Source organism: Candidatus Desulfosporosinus nitrosoreducens, assembly GCF_030954495.1.
Lineage (GTDB): Bacteria > Bacillota > Desulfitobacteriia > Desulfitobacteriales > Desulfitobacteriaceae > Desulfosporosinus > Desulfosporosinus nitrosoreducens.
Genome location: NZ_JAVHUW010000035.1, coordinates 105,569 through 122,709, shown reverse-complemented (window position 1 = coordinate 122,709; position 17,141 = coordinate 105,569). Strand labels below are relative to the sequence as shown.

General features: G+C 43.5%; 18 protein-coding genes and 1 rRNA gene. 15 read left to right on the top strand and 4 right to left on the bottom strand.

The genetic code is table 11. The features are described 5' to 3' along the window. From rrf to REC12_RS06295, 4 genes are all read left to right on the top strand, one after another. Nucleotides 1-102, top strand: a 5S ribosomal RNA gene (rrf, locus tag REC12_RS06310); the annotation flags it as partial. A gap of 193 nt (nt 103-295) precedes the next feature. After that, nucleotides 296-1,153, top strand: coding sequence for a damage-control phosphatase ARMT1 family protein (locus REC12_RS06305; RefSeq protein ID WP_308892968.1), 858 nt, complete (start codon nt 296-298; stop codon nt 1,151-1,153). Nucleotides 1,154-1,363: 210 nt separating this feature from the next. Then, a complete protein-coding gene (locus REC12_RS06300; RefSeq protein WP_308892967.1) occupies nt 1,364-1,687 on the top strand; it encodes an Hsp20/alpha crystallin family protein in 324 nt (107 codons plus the stop codon). Nucleotides 1,688-1,929: 242 nt separating this feature from the next. Then, nucleotides 1,930-2,391 (top strand): hypothetical protein, encoded by a 462-nt coding sequence (locus REC12_RS06295; RefSeq protein ID WP_308892966.1) that lies wholly within the window; start codon nt 1,930-1,932, stop codon nt 2,389-2,391. Between the two features lie 259 nt (nt 2,392-2,650). On the opposite strand, the gene REC12_RS06290 is transcribed toward REC12_RS06295, so the two are convergent. Then, nucleotides 2,651-3,370, bottom strand: coding sequence for a Bax inhibitor-1/YccA family protein (locus REC12_RS06290; RefSeq protein WP_308892965.1), 720 nt, complete (start codon nt 3,368-3,370; stop codon nt 2,651-2,653). Nucleotides 3,371-3,549: 179 nt separating this feature from the next. Between REC12_RS06290 and REC12_RS06285 the strand changes: the two genes are divergently transcribed. From REC12_RS06285 to REC12_RS06240, 10 genes are all read left to right on the top strand, one after another. Continuing rightward, the gene (locus REC12_RS06285) at nt 3,550-3,672 is read left to right on the top strand and encodes a hypothetical protein (RefSeq protein ID WP_308892964.1); all 123 of its coding nucleotides are present in this window, start codon (nt 3,550-3,552) and stop codon (nt 3,670-3,672) included. A 480-nt stretch (nt 3,673-4,152) separates the two neighbouring features. Beyond that, the gene (gene trpE / locus REC12_RS06280; RefSeq protein WP_308892963.1) at nt 4,153-5,619 is read left to right on the top strand and encodes an anthranilate synthase component I; all 1,467 of its coding nucleotides are present in this window, start codon (nt 4,153-4,155) and stop codon (nt 5,617-5,619) included. Beyond that, nucleotides 5,619-6,200 carry an anthranilate synthase component II gene (locus REC12_RS06275; RefSeq protein ID WP_308892962.1) on the top strand — a complete coding sequence of 194 codons (582 nt, stop codon included), beginning with the start codon at nt 5,619-5,621 and terminating at the stop codon, nt 6,198-6,200. Before trpE ends, REC12_RS06275 begins: the two co-directional genes overlap by 1 nt. Beyond that, on the top strand, nt 6,190-7,212 hold the full coding sequence (trpD, locus tag REC12_RS06270) for an anthranilate phosphoribosyltransferase (RefSeq protein WP_308892961.1): 1,023 nt from the start codon (nt 6,190-6,192) through the stop codon (nt 7,210-7,212). Before REC12_RS06275 ends, trpD begins: the two co-directional genes overlap by 11 nt. After that, a complete protein-coding gene (gene trpC / locus REC12_RS06265) occupies nt 7,209-7,994 on the top strand; it encodes an indole-3-glycerol phosphate synthase TrpC (RefSeq protein ID WP_308892960.1) in 786 nt (261 codons plus the stop codon). Before trpD ends, trpC begins: the two co-directional genes overlap by 4 nt. Further along, nucleotides 7,994-8,590, top strand: coding sequence for a phosphoribosylanthranilate isomerase (locus REC12_RS06260; RefSeq protein WP_308892959.1), 597 nt, complete (start codon nt 7,994-7,996; stop codon nt 8,588-8,590). Before trpC ends, REC12_RS06260 begins: the two co-directional genes overlap by 1 nt. After that, complete coding sequence (gene trpB / locus REC12_RS06255; protein WP_308892958.1) at nt 8,583-9,767, top strand: tryptophan synthase subunit beta; 1,185 nt, start codon at nt 8,583-8,585, stop codon at nt 9,765-9,767. The genes REC12_RS06260 and trpB overlap by 8 nt, the downstream gene beginning before the upstream one ends. Beyond that, nucleotides 9,760-10,539: a tryptophan synthase subunit alpha gene (trpA, locus tag REC12_RS06250; protein WP_308892957.1), complete on the top strand. Its 780-nt coding sequence runs from the start codon at nt 9,760-9,762 to the stop codon at nt 10,537-10,539. The genes trpB and trpA overlap by 8 nt, the downstream gene beginning before the upstream one ends. Before the next feature lie 503 nt (nt 10,540-11,042). Next, nucleotides 11,043-12,305: a C40 family peptidase gene (locus REC12_RS06245; protein WP_308892956.1), complete on the top strand. Its 1,263-nt coding sequence runs from the start codon at nt 11,043-11,045 to the stop codon at nt 12,303-12,305. Nucleotides 12,306-12,599: 294 nt separating this feature from the next. Next, entirely contained in the window at nt 12,600-13,076 is a 477-nt protein-coding gene (locus tag REC12_RS06240; RefSeq protein WP_308892955.1) for a hypothetical protein, read from the top strand. 128 nt (nt 13,077-13,204) lie between these two features. On the opposite strand, the gene REC12_RS06235 is transcribed toward REC12_RS06240, so the two are convergent. The 3 genes from REC12_RS06235 to REC12_RS06225 form a co-directional block, all read right to left on the bottom strand. Further along, nucleotides 13,205-13,633 carry a nitrite reductase gene (locus REC12_RS06235; protein WP_308892954.1) on the bottom strand — a complete coding sequence of 143 codons (429 nt, stop codon included), beginning with the start codon at nt 13,631-13,633 and terminating at the stop codon, nt 13,205-13,207. A gap of 830 nt (nt 13,634-14,463) precedes the next feature. Next, the gene (locus REC12_RS06230; RefSeq protein WP_308892953.1) at nt 14,464-14,604 is read right to left on the bottom strand and encodes a hypothetical protein; all 141 of its coding nucleotides are present in this window, start codon (nt 14,602-14,604) and stop codon (nt 14,464-14,466) included. Nucleotides 14,605-14,633: 29 nt separating this feature from the next. Next, nucleotides 14,634-14,756 (bottom strand): hypothetical protein, encoded by a 123-nt coding sequence (locus REC12_RS06225; protein WP_308892952.1) that lies wholly within the window; start codon nt 14,754-14,756, stop codon nt 14,634-14,636. 674 nt (nt 14,757-15,430) lie between these two features. On the opposite strand from REC12_RS06225, the gene REC12_RS06220 reads away from it, so the two are divergent. Further along, the gene (locus REC12_RS06220; RefSeq protein ID WP_308892951.1) at nt 15,431-17,038 is read left to right on the top strand and encodes an IS1182 family transposase; all 1,608 of its coding nucleotides are present in this window, start codon (nt 15,431-15,433) and stop codon (nt 17,036-17,038) included. Nucleotides 17,039-17,141 lie beyond the last annotated feature (103 nt).

The window sequence follows — 17,141 nt, the reverse complement described above, 5'->3', positions numbered from 1 at the left end:
GGAGGGGTACCACCCGTTCCCATCCCGAACACGGAAGTTAAGACCTCCAGGGCCGATGATACTTGGGGCGCAAGCTCCTGGAAAAGCAGGTCATCGCCAGGTAAGAAAGCAAGAGGGACTACCATCAGGTAGTCCTTTTTGTGTTGTGTACAAGAAAAACGAAGAAGCAAAAGAAATAGGAGATAATGAGAACATATTTAAAAAGGGTTTTTAGTGTTTTGCGCGAAATTGGAGATAAATAAAGTAGCAATTAGATTATGGGTACATTTACCTAACAAACTAGGAGGTAATATCTATGAAAGTCGCTTTGGATTGCATCCCATGTTATATAAAACAGGCAATTAATACTTTAGCCCAAGCTGGGATAAGTGAAGATAAGGCGAGAGAGATTATCCATGAAACCTTACCTCTCCTGCCCCGTTTAGACCCGCAAGGAACTCCTGCTGAGAATTCCACGGTTATTCTCAGAAAGGTTAATGAGTTGTTGGGGATAGAAGATCCATTTGAGCGGGCTAAAAAGGAGTCCAATCAATTGGCTCTTGAACTTTTGCCTCAGTTAGAGGAGAAGATTCGCCAAAGTCCGGACTCTCTCTTGATGTCTTTGAAAATCTCAGTTGCCGGGAATATTATTGACATGGGTATCCTCAAAGAGTTTGATGTTGAGGGGAGCATTCAGGAAGCTATGGTGAAGAAGTTTGCCCGGGATGATTACGTCTCGTTTAAACAAGACTTAAAAGAAGCTCGGGAGATATTGATTCTTGGAGATAACAGTGGGGAAATTGCTTTCGACAGTTTGTTAGCGAAGCAACTGTCTCAATTGGGGCTGGAGGTAACCTATGCGGTTAAGGACCGGGCGATTTTGAATGATGCTACCTTGGAAGATGCGGTTCACGTAGGTTTAACGGGACAAATTCGGGTAATTTCTAATGGTAGCGGCTTTTTAGGTACAATTCTCAAAGATTGTTCGCAAGAATTTCAACAGGTTTATACAAGAGCCGATCTCATAATCAGTAAGGGGCAAGCTAATTACGAATCCTTGGAAGCACAAGGCAAAGAGGATAGAAGGCTTTATTTCTTGTTGCGAGCCAAATGTGAGATTGTTGCCAAAAGCTTAGAGGTTCAACTTGGAGAGATGGTGTTTTGCCGCAGTTAAAGTGAGTTCGGAACCCATTTTTAAAATATGAGAAAAAGCCTTACTCTGCTTATGGCAGGATAGTCTTAGCTTGATCCGCTGACTAATCCGCTCTAAGACTCCCGCTTCAGAATGCAAGCTTCCTCAGCTTTCCCCAGAGCCTTTAACGACCTTGAAAACCTGTGCCAAACTTTTTTTAGGGAACCCTTTTTCTTCGGCATTCCACAGAATATGGCTAGTTTAAAAGTTGATATTCGCGACAATGGCAATGAATATATTCTGGAAGCTGATCTCCCTAACGTTAATAAGGAAAATTTGAATGTCAGTTTCGAAGACAATGTGTTAACGATAGCGGCCGAACATGACCAACAGGTTAAGGAAGAAAAAGAGAACTATATCCGCCGCGAACGTTATCAGCAATCAATTTCTCGTAAATTTGCCTTTGATAGCGTCGATAGTCAAGGCATTCAGGCCAAGTATGAAAATGGAGTGCTAACTGTAACCTTGCCTAAGAACCAAAGCCAAAATCAAAGCCAACAGATTGAAATTCAATAAGGCATCTGCCGATTAACCTTTGTGCGGTTTTTTCGGGGCTGCCCCACAGAAAGCCCGGTGCTAATGATGCATCAGGCTTTTTCTATTTCTGCCGGCGCCTGTTTAGATTTTGGAAGTGGACAAAGGGAAGCCTTTTCTTAATAATCCCGGCAAAAAATATTAAGAAATAATTTGCCCATAATTGCCATAAATAGGATGAATTTGGATAACCTAAGATTACTTGAATGAAAGAGGTGTTTGAAATGTTTGAACCATCATTTTATTTAATATTTGCAGTTGTAACCGGTTTAGCTTCTCTTGCAATAATTCCGAGAAGTTTATATAAGAAATTTTTTCTCTATGGCTTGCTATTCGGAGGAATAGGTGATACAGCCTTTGCTTCAATATCTCATCTCATGGGTTTTTTGAGCTATAAAAATATGGGCGTGACCAGCATACTTGGCATTTTTTCCTTTTGGACTCCCATTGCCTGGACTTTTTACTTTATGATATTCTTCTATTTTCTGCCGGTAAGGAAGTTTTTTTTGGTTTCCTATCTAGTCATATTTGTGGCTCTTAATTATTCTGTGGGAACAGTAATGTCTCAATCAGGGTTATATGAAACTGCAAAGATATACAGATATATCCAACCCTTAGTTTATTTGGCTTGGCTATCGATATCAGCTTGGGTCTTTAAAAAGGAAGAATATAGAGTTAAGCAGTAGAGCCTAAGTGATTACTTGTTGGAAACAGATGGGCAGAACTCTTAAGATATAGGAGACAGCAAAGCCCTATTGTCTGAGTGCTGCGCCGTATTTTATGTGTGGAAGATCAGCATTGTCGGGGAGGGAAAGAAAAATTCCCTGTCTGGGTTGCAGCAATTATAGTGAATTGCATAAGAAAACAACAAACCCACGCCACTATTTTCAATGATAGTTACGTGGGTTTAACTTCCGGATAGTTTACGGTAGGTTGGCAGAAATACTAGCGCTTGCGCATTCCACCGCCGCCCCCGAATATTAAAAAGATATTGAGGATAAAAGTAAACAGGTTGACAAAGTCCAAAAAGATGTTTAAGGTAACTAAAACTGCGTTGTCTGCGCTGCTGTATTTGGCACGCTGAAAATCCAGCGCTGTCAGCAAAGAAAAGAGAATGGCCCCGCCTATGCCGATCAGCAAGCCGTAAGGGGAGAAAAAGCTGCTAAAAAACATGGAGAGAATCAAGATGCCAAGCAGCACCAGCAAGCCGATAAAAAGCGCCTTGGCCATAATGCTTAAATTGCGTTTTGTCAGAACTCCGTAGGCCCCAAAGGCCCCAAAGACAACAAAGGTCACCAGAGCAGCCTGACCAAGCACGACAAGGCCATCCGTGGTTGCGGCCAAGGCTTGGACGACCGGTCCCAGAACAGCTCCGGCACAAGCCGCAAAGAGCAGAGCGAGCCCTGTTGTTAAACCGGCGGCGGGATCATTGCCTCGTACCACAGACTGCCGATTGACGATAGGAATAATAAAGAGCAAAGCAAATTCCAAAATGAAAGCAGGCATAAAATATTGTGGGGGGACTAAGAAAGCACCTGCAGCCATGGCCAAAAACATAAAGGATAACAGTCCCATAACTTGTGATAAAGAAACAGTTTTAACTTTTTTTAAGTCAACTACGTAAGGGTTTTGATAATAACGGGAGGAATTCTCAAAAGGCGGCATTTGCTTTACACCTCACTCTTATTAAGTTTACAAGCTATATTGATAACCTTATATTAACACTATTTTATCAAATTTTCTAATGGCCGGCATTAAATTTCACAAAACTTTAATATATGTTACTGAAACTTTATCCTTTCAGTTAAGCGACCGACATTGGCAGTAAACGGGAAGTTATTTGGTTGGAGGAGCACGAAGACTTGGAAATATTTCCCATGATTCTTCAGCAGATGATGAACAAGTTTGCCGGAGACATAAAATTTGTTGTTGTTTCCAGGCCAACGAGTAAGGCGATAGAATTCTAGCTTAGTAGTTATAGTGCAAATGGCGTTTCCCGGGATTGGAAATTATAGGCATAGCATTCTCCCGGGAAGACTTGGGCTTAATTTACTATTTTACTATGTTTAATTAATATATAGTTGACAAATGATCCTAATATGAGTATTATACATTGTAATTAAATATCTACCGAAAACCATTGATGTGGAGATAAAAACGGATCGTGCACTTTCAGAGAGCCGGAGTTGCTGTGAACCGGCAGAACGCAGACTGTTAAATGGACCACGGAGGGCGCGGTGAAAGGCTTCGGCTGAGTATTTTGCGACGTGAAGGCATACGTCAGTTGCCAGGAATATGTTGGTATTCTGTTAAAGCGTGCGGAGATTTCCGCAAAGCAAGGTGGCACCGCGGGTATTGATTTTCAAGCCCGTCCTTGACATAGTCAAGGACGGGCTTTTTGACGTTCTCGGACGGCAAGGAGCGGTAAGCGCAAAAGGAGGATATTTATGTATAGACCAAGTCTCAACGAGGCCAAAGAAATCGCGGCGGATTACAACATGATTCCGGTCAGCCGTGAGATTTTCTCAGATCTCAGGACACCGATTGAGGTGTTGAAAATCCTTAAAAATGTCAGTCGCCATTGTTTTCTGCTGGAAAGCCTGGAGAGTGCCGAAAAGTGGGGGCGTTATACTTTTTTAGGATTTGACCCGAAACTTGAGCTGACTTGTACAAACGGAGTGCTCAACATCAATTCGGGTACTAAAATCACGGTAACGACGAATCACCCCCGTAAGCATATTGAGCAGATTCTTAATGAGAACCAAAGCCCACGCTTTGCTTACTTGCCGCCCTTCACCGGTGGCCTTGTCGGTTACTTCTCTTACGATTATATAAAGTACAGTGAGCCCTCGCTTAAATTGGATGCGGAAGATCAGGAAGGTTTTAATGACGTAGATCTGATGCTTTTTGACAAGGTGATCGCTTTTGACCACTGGAAACAGAAAATCATTCTTATTGCCAATGTGAAAGCCGAGGAACTTGATACTGGTTACAACAAAGCCGTTATGGAAATTGAGACTATGGTGACCCTCATTAAACAAGGCGCCTATCAAGAAACTAAGCCTGCTATCATCACCTCGGAATTCCGGCCTTTATTTCAGGAAAAGGAATATTGCGAGATGGTCGATAAGGCGAAACATTATATTCGTGAGGGCGATATCTTTCAGGTTGTTTTGTCCAATCGTTTGGAAGCGGATTTTGAAGGCAGCCTCCTCAATCCTTACCGTGTTTTGCGCACGTTAAACCCATCGCCTTATATGTTTTATATTTCCAGCGATGAGCTGGAAATTGCCGGAGCATCGCCGGAAACTCTCGTGAAACTCCAGGAAGGCAAGCTGTACACCTTCCCGCTGGCGGGAACGAAACCAAGAGGGAAAACGGATGAGGAGGATCTCCGGAATGAAAAGGAGCTGCTCTCCGATCCCAAGGAGCTGGCCGAACACAACATGCTGGTCGATTTGGGCCGCAATGACCTGGGTAAAATCAGCCAATTCGGAACGGTAAGCGTAGAGAAGTATCTGTCCATTGAACGTTTCTCTCATGTCATGCACCTCGGATCGACAGTTCAGGGAGAGATACGGGAGGATAAAAATGCCCTGGATGCCGTAGAAGCCGTTCTCCCCGCAGGAACTCTCTCCGGCGCGCCTAAACTTCGCGCCTGTGAGATTATCAACGAATTGGAGAACAATAAGCGGGGTATCTACGGTGGTGCAATCGGATACCTTGATTTTACCGGCAATCTTGACACCTGTATCGCCATACGCATTGTCTTTAAGAAAAACGGCAAAGTCTTCGTTCGCTCCGGTGCGGGCATCGTCGCCGACAGTGTACCGGAAAAGGAATATCAGGAATGTATCAACAAAGCTCAAGCGGTTGTGAATTCTTTGAAATTGGCGGAGGAGGTTAGCGACTGATGGTTCTCTTAATTGATAATTACGATAGTTTTTCCTACAACCTCTATCAACTGGTTGGTTCCATCAACCCGGATGTCAAAGTTATTCGCAACGACGAGCTGAGTATAGCGGAAATAGAAAGGTTGGCCCCTGAGGCGATTATCCTCTCTCCCGGACCCGGCCGGCCGGCCGATGCCGGAGTATGTGTGGAGAGCTCCCGATATTTCGCCGGTAAAATCCCTGTTTTCGGGGTTTGCCTGGGACATCAGTCTATTTGTGAAGCCTTTGGGGCTACCGTGTCTTATGCCCGGGAACTTATGCACGGCAAACCGTCAAAAATACAACTTGACAAGGACTGTCCGCTTTTTGCGGGATTGCCGGAAACCATTCAAGGTGCCCGCTATCATTCCTTAGCCGCCCTTGAAAACACGCTGCCTGCCGAGCTTAAGGTCATTGCCCGCACAGACGACGGGGAGATCATGGCGGTTAAGCACCGGGAGCATGACGTTTATGGAGTTCAATTTCACCCCGAGTCGATCTTGACACCACAGGGCAGAACCATCATAGAGAACTTTCTGGGAGGGGATCAAAATGATAACTGAAGCGATTCACAAGGTTATTAAAGGTGAGAACCTGGATTTTGATACGGCAAAGGCAGTCATGGGAGAAATGATGGATGGAACAGCGACTCATGCCCAAATGGGCGCTTTTCTGGCAGCGCTGCGGATGAAAGGGGAGAGCATTGAGGAAATTACCGGCAGTGCTTTGGCTATGCGCGAAAAGGCAATTCACCTTAATCCCGTTCAGGATGTGATGGATATAGTAGGGACCGGCGGTGATGAAGCAGGTACTTTCAACATCTCCACCACCACCGCTTTTGTCGTAGCAGCCGGCGGCGTGCCCGTGGCAAAGCATGGCAACCGCAGTGTTTCCAGCAAAAGCGGTGCGGCGGATGTCTTGGAGAAATTAGGCATTAATATAACGATTTCGGCGGAGCATAGCCGGAGAATTTTGGATAAAATTAATCTCTGCTTTATGTTCGCCCAAACCTACCACAGTTCTATGAAGCACTGTGCTCCTGTGCGGCGGGAAATGGGCGTCCGCACCATCTTTAATATCCTGGGGCCTCTCGCTAATCCTGCCGGAGCCAATCGGCAGTTGATGGGGGTTTATGACGAAAAGCTTGTGGAGCCTTTAGCTAAAGTGCTGTCTAATCTGGGAGTGAAACGCGGCATGGTGGTTCACGGCTGCGACGGTTTGGACGAGGCAACGCTCACAACCAAAACGAAGGTATGTGAAATAGAAAAAGGGGTTTTAAACAGCTATTACCTCGATCCTAGGGAATTGAACCTAAACTATTGCACTTTGGCTGAGCTTGTCGGCGGCAATGCCGAGGAGAATGCTGAAATTACCCGCAGCATTTTAAGAGGGTCCGAGCAGGGTGCCAAGCGCGATGTTGTTATTCTCAACGCAGCACTGTGTTTATATTTGGCAGGTAAAGCCGAGTCCGTTAGCAGTGCAATTCCCCTTGCTCAAGATCTTATCGACAGCGGTGCGGCCCTGAAGAAACTTGAGGAGTTCGTAAAGCTTACCAACGAGGTGTATGGACATTGATTTTAGATAAAATAGCCCGGCAAACCACAGAGCGGGTGGCCGGACTTAAAGAGCGGAAATCAACGGCACAAGTGATTTCAGAGGCGGAAAGGCTTGCGTCCGACACTGGTTTCCCTTTTGAAAAATCTCTTAGAGCAGAGGGCTTATCCTTTATCTGCGAAATAAAAAGAGCGTCGCCTTCGAAAGGAATTATTGCTCCGGATTTCCCTTATCTCCAGATTGCCCGGGAGTATGAAGCGGCGGGCGCCGCGGCCATTTCGGTTCTCACGGAGCCATACTGGTTCCTTGGCCAAGACCGTTACCTGCGCGAGATCAGCAAAGAAGTGAGTCTTCCCCTTCTGCGCAAGGATTTTATTATCGACTCCTATCAAATTTATGAGGCCAAGATTATTGGCGCCGCGGCAATCCTGCTCATTTGTGCTTTGCTGGATAACAACACTCTGAAAGAGTACCTGGAAATCGCTCATAGCTTGGGCTTGTCTGCCCTGGTGGAAGCGCATAGGGAAGAAGAGGTCCGCAGTGCTCTGACCGCGGGGGCCAGAGTGATCGGAGTTAATAACCGTGATTTAAAGACTTTTGAGGTAGACATTACCACGAGCGTCAGGCTGCGCAGCTTAGTGCCGGAGGACATTCTCTTTGTCTCAGAAAGCGGGATTAAGTCTCCTGAGGATGTGGCTGTCCTAAGGTCGAATAAAACGGATGCTGTTCTGATCGGTGAAAGCTTAATGCGCAGCGCTAATAAAAAAGAGCAGCTGGCAGTCTTGCGAGGGGAACGCGCTTAATGAAACTTAAAATTTGCGGATTGTTTCGGGCCTGTGATATTGACTATGTCAACGAGGCCGGGCCTGATTATATTGGTTTTGTTTTTGCTAAAAGCCGCCGGCAGGTGACCGCTGAATGGGCGGAAGCGATGCGTACCAGGCTTAAGCCGGGAATTATAGCGGTGGGCGTCTTCGTCAATGAGCCTTTAAGGAATGTGGCCAGACTTTTGCAGGATAATATCATTGATATGGCTCAACTGCACGGAGATGAAAATGAAGATTATCTGCGCCAGTTAAAAGCACTGACCGGTAAGCCTATTATTAAGGCGGTCCGCGTTACCTCCCATCAGGATATTGAAGACGCTGGGCAGTCTCTTGCCGACTTCCTGCTGTTAGACAGCGGGACGGGGGGAACTGGTGAGAGCTTTGACTGGAATCAGGTCGGTTCGGTCAAGAAGCCTTTTTTCTTGGCCGGCGGGTTAAAGGCCGGGAATATTGAACAGGCCATTAAAGCCACAAGGCCCTATGCTGTGGATTTAAGCAGCGGGGTGGAAACAGACGGGAATAAAGACAGAAGTAAAATTTTAGAAATAGTTAGGAGAATGCGCAATGGCTAAAGGCAGATACGGCATTCACGGAGGGCAATACATTCCGGAGACTTTGATGAATGAAATCATTAACCTGGAAAAAGCCTATCAGCACTTCAAGAGCGATCCTGAGTTTAACGAGGAGCTCAACAACTTATTGAGAGACTATGCGGGCAGGCCGTCTCTGCTCTACTATGCGGCCAAAATGACCGAAGACCTGGGGGGCGCGAAAATTTATTTGAAACGTGAGGACCTGAACCATACCGGCTCACATAAGATCAATAACGTCTTGGGACAGGTTCTAATGGCTAAGAAAATGGGAAAAACGCGGGTTATCGCCGAAACAGGCGCCGGTCAGCACGGTGTTGCCACTGCCACGGCGGCGGCCCTTCTCGGCCTGGAATGTGAGATTTTTATGGGTAAAGAAGATACGGACAGACAGGTCCTTAACGTCTACCGGATGGAACTTTTAGGCGCTAAAGTTCACCCCGTTACCAGCGGAACCATGACCTTAAAAGACGCAGTCAACGAAACGATGCGGGAATGGACGGCACGTATTCATGATACTCATTATGTTCTGGGTTCTGTCATGGGGCCCCATCCCTTTCCTATGATCGTCCGCGATTTTCAAAGCGTCATAAGCCGGGAAGCAAGGGAGGAAATTCTCCGACTTGAGGGCAAACTCCCGGATGCCGTGGTTGCCTGCGTTGGCGGCGGCAGCAACGCCATGGGGATGTTTTATCATTTCATCGCCGATGAAAAGGTCAGGTTAATCGGCTGTGAGGCGGCGGGACACGGCCTTGATACGGAAAAACATGCCGCTACCATTGCCAAAGGCAAGCTGGGAGTCTTTCACGGCATGAAGTCTTATTTCTGCCAGGACGACTATGGGCAAATCGCTCCCGTGTATTCCATCTCGGCAGGTCTTGATTATCCGGGGATAGGACCGGAACATGCCAATCTGCATGATACGGGCAGGGCCGACTATGTGCCTGTCAGTGATGATGAAGCTGTGGCAGCCTTTGAATATCTGGCGCGGACAGAGGGGATTATTTGTGCCATTGAAAGTGCCCACGCTATCGCCCATGTGCAGAAAATTGCCGGGGCTATGAGCAAGGACCAAATTATTATTGTCTGTCTTTCCGGACGCGGAGATAAAGATGTCGCCGCTATCGCGCGCTATAAGGGGGTTAATATTCATGAGTAAGATTGCCGGGGCTTTTAAAAATGGCAAGGCTTTTATCGGCTTTGTCACAGGTGGAGACCCTTCGCTGGAAAAAAGTGAAGAGTTCATTTTGGCAATGATCCGGGGCGGTGCGGATTTAGTAGAGATCGGCATCCCCTTCTCAGATCCCATAGCTGAGGGAGTTGTCATTCAAGAGGCTAATATCCGCGCTCTGGCGGCTGGAGCGACGGTGGACAAGATTTTTGACCTGGTGGCTTCTGTGCGGAAAAAAACGGAGGTGCCGCTGGTTTTCCTGACCTATTTAAATCCGGTCTTTAATTATGGCTTCAGTCGGTTTTTTCAACGTTGTGCGGATTTGGGAGTTGACGGTATCATAATTCCCGATTTGCCTTACGAGGAAAAGGGGGAGCTGGCCGAAGTGGCTGCCGCTTTTGGAGTCGACCTTATTTCCCTGATTGCGCCTACATCGGAGCAGCGTATCAAACAGATCGCTCAGGAGGCCACCGGCTTTATTTATGTGGTCTCTTCCCTGGGTGTTACGGGGGTGCGGAGTGAGATCAAAACGGACTTAGTCTCCATCCTGGAGGTTGTCAGGAGCGCGAGTTCCCTTCCCACCGCCGTAGGCTTCGGGATAAATACTCCCCAACAGGCCGGGGAAATCGCTAAAATTGCCGATGGTGTAATCGTTGGCAGCGCAATCGTCAAAATCATCGAGAAGCATGGCGGCAAGGCCGGGACTTGTATTTATGACTATGTTCGAAGTATGAAAGACGCTGTAAAAGAACGGGATTGAGGTCTATCTTAATACTATCTTTTGAGGATTAATGCTTAAATCTTAACTATGGTATGAAAAACAGTCCCGAAAGGGCTGTTTTTTTTGTACTACAAGAAAGCATAGTGCAACTAGGCAGCCGCCTGCGCCAGAGGCTTCTCCGCTATGCTAACCCGTGCTTGCCTCCCTCACGTTTTGATCAGTATGGTTGAGCCATCCGCTTTCACTGGGCTAACAAATTTGAAGGGAGTATTTTAAGGTGCAACCACGTTTAAGATTGAGCTTATGTTCCTTATAACTGCGATACAGCGCTAGTCAATAGCAGTATGTTAAGAATTTCAACAAGTGTTTAATGTTAATTTATCTACAGCTTTAATCTGTCGATAGAATTTTTCTCAATTCTTTATGGTAAATCAGGAAAAATGTTTAAAAAGAAGTTCACAAAAATCCTAAAGGTTCTTAAAAAATTTTAGCGAACAATTTAGTGTTAAATACTACACTGCTTTAAACAAAGAGGAGTATAAATGCTAAATAAAAGAAAATTATGTTTAATTGTTTGTTTGATTTGCTTTTTAAGTTTACCTTTACAAGCTCAAGCTCAAACTAGCCCTCAGACTCAAACCAATACAAGCGGCGAAAATCAAAACAATAATTTGGAAGAAGAGCTGCAACAATATGTACAGCAGGAGCAATCTTTAAACAGTCAGCTAAGCGACCAAACCCAGCAAGAGCTTGCTTTAGACGTTAAAATCTTATCCTTACAGCAATCTCTGCAAACTATTAATGAAGGAATAGCGCAGGATCAAAATACTTTGCAAACCCAGCAAAAACAACTTCAGGATCTACAAACTAAACAAAATCAACTTAAAACGCAACGGCAAGAGGATAGTGACAAATTAGGAAATTTGCTGAGTACCTTTTATCAAAACGGCAATGAAGACGAAGGCTTTCTGCCTTTTGCAGAAGTCTTGTTTGAATCGAGCAGTATGTCTGATTTCTTGGACCGGTGGGAATATGTTTCCTATATCATCAATGATTTTGAGCAGTTGAACCAGAAAATATCCAGTTCCAATGCCAGTATCAGCCAACAACAGTCCTTGATTAATGAACAAATGGCTTCTATCCAAACATCCCTCCAGGAAAAGGAGCAATTGCAGCAGTCCCAGCAACAATTATTAGCGACACAGCAAAATCTTCTGGCGCAGATAAACTCTCAAGAGAAAACAACCATACTTTCAGCGTTAAGTTCGCAATCAAATATCGACATTGTAGAACAGTTGATGCAGGAACAAGGTCTAGAAACATCTTTGGTTGCGGCCGGGCGTAAAGCCGGTATAAATCCCAGTGATCTAAACCTTGCTTCTCCAGGTTCAATTATCAAGCAGTTGCAACCCTTTTCCGGGAGTTTTTCCGCCATTTTAACGTATGCCGAACAATATTTAGGAACTCCTTATGTTTGGGGGGGAACTTCCCCCAGTCCAGGTTTTGATTGCTCAGGATTTGTTCAATATGTCTATGGACACTTTGGGATAAATTTAGCTCGGGTGTCCGAAGATCAATATACGGAAGGAGTAGGGATTCCGGAATCGGACCTTAAACCGGGAGATCTTGTCTTTTTTAGCACTTATGAAGCCGGTGCTTCCCATGTCGGAATTTATATTGGCAACAACATCATGATTGATTCTGAGGCCTATGGCGTAAGTTTTGACAATATAACCAATTCCTACTGGGCTGCGCGTTATCTGGGAGCACGACGTATCGTTCTTTTTGAAAACAACAATCCTTAAAATCCGTTTCCGAGGAATCAGAGTGGAATTACAGTATGTAAGGAGCGAGGGTCTGTAACAGGACATTCGCTTCTTTCTTTATCCTGAGAACTGTGGTTAATCTACAAGGGGAACGAAATGTTTGGCAGGAGACAGGAAAGATAAGTATTATTTATGGATAACATAGCGATATCCTATAGACAAAAAGCCGAGGGTAATGTACGCTTTAGCTAAAGATAGTAATCCCAAAAGCTCCCCCATTTTAGATTCGAGCTTGTGAATGTAACCACTATTTCAAGATAAGGAGGTAATATTATGAGAAAGTGTGATGAGCTATTTTATAGATTTACTCTAAAGGGGCAGGATAGCGGTATAAGGGAACTGCTAGGAAATGAGCTTGAGCAGTACCAATTAATCTACGATGACCTGATTACTAAACTTTTAGATACAGGTTCAGAGATTCCGGAAGGTATGGATATCCAAGTTATCAACAAAATCATCACTAAGGACGATGAGAATGTGACGCCGCTGGGGCTGACCAATGTATGTTTAGAATACCTGGTTAAAATCCTGACTTTTGCCAGAGGCCAGGGAATTCAATGGCAAGTTGAGATTAAAGAATGTACAGATACTCATTTTAAAGAACTGTCGTATTTTAAGGTCAAAGTTGACTGTGACAAGGACTTTTTTATCACAATGGCCAAAAATGCTGGCTTCAGGTACACCAAGGAGCCTATGCTAAAACACTCTGAAGATACTGCCTGGAAGGAGAAAAATTTAAGCTTTGCCTAAAATGCAGGGATTGTATTGATGCAATAGGCCGGGTAAAAAGTAAATCGAAGGAGAAACATCATTGATGAGGCAAGAACTAAGAAATCCGTACAATCTTTTAAAATTGTACGGATTTCCTTTATGCAGCCTTATTTGTTCCCATGTTCAGTAGCCAAAACATTGATTGTCTCTTCTGGAGTTGATTGTAGTAATTCATGTAGGCGTTGATTGAAATAGGTTTTGATTTGCTCGGCATATTCGGGTTTTAGAGTGTATTTGCTGAAAGTGCAGTTAAAATCCCGATCTAAGCCATAAGTCCCATACTCAATCCATTCTTCATCAAGTGTGCAAATTGCTTTAACTTGATCGTATAAATAACTAGAGCCTGAAAATTTTTCGAACAGGTCCTGTAACTCCCTATCTATCTGCGGATGCGGCAGAAAAAGGTTAAAAGGCTTTTTAAAGTTGCCATATTCATATATACCTTCTTCCTCCCAAACAAAGGGTTTTTCGCAAGCATTTAAGATTTCTTGACAGGTTTTTATCATCTTTTCATAATTTTCGCTTTCAACGGACATTTATTAACACCTCTAAAAATTCAACTTAGGCTTTTAGTATACATCCCCCTTGTGCGAAAATGAAGTTAATGGTTTATTGTGAAAGTTGCCAATAGGAAGGAAATTTATGCGCAGAAGGTTCCAGGCTAATCCGACTGCGTTGACCCTATGACCATATTTGCTGTCACTTTTGTAATTTTCAGCTTAAGTTACGGCTAAAGAAAATATTGAAAATTTAAATAGTAGTACAAGGCCCCAAAACGATTGGCCCTAAGATTGTCCATATTTATACTTTATTTATGCTTTATGGTTTTTTATTTAGACTATTTTTATGCAATTTAGGCCTATAATAAAGCTGAACAAGGTTCGGGAATTTAAAGATATCTTGAGCCTAAAGAGTTTGCTAAAAAAGAGGTTAAGCTTTTATGATTATTTTGTAGAGCATCTTATTAGAAAAGTGATTAAAAAATTGTTATGCTACCTTATTATTGCTTTTAAAACAGAAGATATTCTTCAAAATGGCTGTTAAAGCCAAATTTATGGTTCATACTTGCAGGACAATTTTTAACGGGCGGGGATTAACGTGAATTATGATGCATTAATTATTTGTCTCTGTTTTACAGCTATATTTGGTTGTTGGTGGTGGGTAACTCGATCGCAGCGTAATTAGGCTAACAAGGTTACCACTGCACTCGGAAGCGGTAACCTTGTTAATATTGTCAGAGAGTATAACGTTGTTAATACTTTTTGCAGGTCCCTTTTTCGCTATCCCTGGCCGGTGCATAAGAAGCATCTGGAAGTTACCTGTGCCGGAGCTTTAGCAGCAGCCAAGTTTTTTTACAGTGGGCTAATTAGAATATTACTCCTAAAGCGATAAGAATTAAGATAGCAATAGCAATGATCCCTACTCCTATCCCAACTCCGGCAGATCCACAACCACATGTGGCAACTGGAGTGATAGGTTGACAGCATGCTCCACCCATTCCGTACATCAAAATTCCACCTTTCTTACTTTGCAAATTTAGAATACGATACCTAAAGCGATAAGCAGAAGAATTATTACAACAACCGCAGCGATGCCTGCCCCTAAACCTGTTCCTTGGCTGCAGCCGCAAGCTGCTCCATCAACGTTACCAAATGCCATTTGACCTTCCTCCTTAACCTTTTATATTCCATAATATGAAAAAAATGGATTTATGAAATTTGTCTTATTGTAAAACAGAATTTTTTAAATAAGAATTTCTTAAAATTAATGTATAAAAAGATCATTCGGAGGCATTATAAGATCAGGGTATACAATGGTTGAGCCAAGATTTATATCTGCTCTTAACCGGGTATGTATAGGTCGGCCAACGATAATCTACAGGTGATAAAACGCTTGTATTTTGTCAGAGGGAAGATCTTTTATAGTGGGAAAAGGCTTTATTGTGGTCGAATTTATTGATTGCAGTGAGGTTCCAACTTATTATAAAGGGTCGGGCTAAGATTATTCCGGGTATTGATTTTTTCATAAACACACAAGGCGACTTGCGTATTTATGAATTGACTGATTCTATGCAGCCGTGAGGTTGTATAGGGTTGGGTAGGTATCTTGTTTAGTCGAACAAACCATTTTTATAGGTTGTGACCTGCTTGATTTTGGTCGCAAGACTACTGTCAGGTAATAAGCTATCTATAATGAGTGCGAGGTAGATCATTGTATGCTCTTAAGGGGCTGTTGCAAAACGAACAGAGTTCGTAAAGCATCAGCCCCTCGTTGATTTCTAAAAAATATAACTGCGGGTCCAAAAGAACCCGCAGTTGGCGTATAATTGAGTTATGCAAACAACCAAATTACACAGTAAAAATTATACCGAATTAAATGGACACTATCAATTAGTTTTACCATTTAATTTTAATGTGTTAATACCAAAGGATGACTCAGTTCGACTGCTAAGCCACATTTTGGAGGGATTAAATTACGAGAAATTATACAAGGCCTACTCTTCCACTGGAAGAAAACCCGCAGTTGAACCCAAAATCCTATTTAAAGTATTAACTTATGCCTACACGAACAACATTTACTCGAGCCGAAAGATTGAAAGTGCATGTAAACGAGACATAAACTTCATGTGGCTCTTGGAAGGTAGTAGAAAAGCCCCAGATCACAGTACCATTGCCCGGTTCCGGAAGGACCATCTCAAGGAAACTATCGACGATCTTTTCTATCAATTGGTTCAGTATCTACATACTCTTGGAGAAGTAACCTTTAAAAATCTCTTTGTCGATGGGACAAAAATCGAGGCCAATGCCAACCGTTATACCTTTGTCTGGAAAAAGGTCGTTCAAAAAAATGAAGCAAAGATGTTCGAAAAAGTTCAGGCCTGCCTAGAGGAGATTAACCTAACTTATAGGTCCAACTTCAAAGTAGCCAAAGAGACCGTTTTGGATGACCTTAAAGCCGCGATGACGTACTTGGAAGAGAAACGACATCAAGAGAATATAGAGTTCGTTCATGGTATTGGGAAACGGAAGTCAAAGCTGCAGAAGTGGACCGAACAATTGCAGGAATTCTATAACCGGCAGGAAAAATACGATGCACACAACCAATTATTTGAGAAGAGAAACAGTTATTCCAAGACGGATTCCGATGCGACGTTCATGCATATGAAAGATGATCATATGCGGAATGCCCAGTTGAAGCCTGCTTACAATGTCCAGATCGGTGTGGAGAGTGAGTATGTAACAGGGATTGGGATCTTTCAGGATCGGAATGACATTGCAACACTGATCCCATTCTTAAACGATATAGAGGCCAAATTAAAGACTCGCTATCTAAATATTATTGCAGATTCAGGCTATGAAAGTGAAGAAAACTATCGTTATCTTGAAAAGAAAGAGCAGACCTATTTCATAAAACCACAAACCTATGAACAATGGAAAAAGAGACGATTCAAAAAGGACATCAGTAAACGCGAAACTATGGTTTACAATCCGGAGACCGATGAATATACCTGTCATAATATGAAGCAACTCAAGCCAGTAGGAATCACTCATCGGACATCGGCAACGGGGTATCGATCTGAAATAACGGTCTATGAATCGGAAGACTGCAGTGACTGCCCCCATAAATCTCGCTGTACGAAAGCAAAAGGCAATCGGAGAATGCAGGTGTCCAAACTGTTCGTAGAAAAACGTCAGATATCCTATAAAAACATCACGACTCAAGAAGGAACCTTGCTAAGAGTTAACCGCTCAATCCAGGTAGAAGGAGCCTTTGGCGTTCTCAAAAATGATTACAACTTCAACCGATTTTTAACCCGGGGTAAAACCAGTGTCAAAACAGAATTTATGCTCCTGAGTTTTGGCTATAACGTGAATAAACTGCATGCGAAAATACAAAATGAACGAATAGGGAAACCTCTTCATCCATTAAAAACGGCCTAGGAACGGTTACAAAAGACCAAAAAACCAGAGGCTTATTTTTCTGTGCCCAAATTTAAGTGCATCAGAGAGATTCAAAATGTTTGAAGATTTACTAATCGATTTT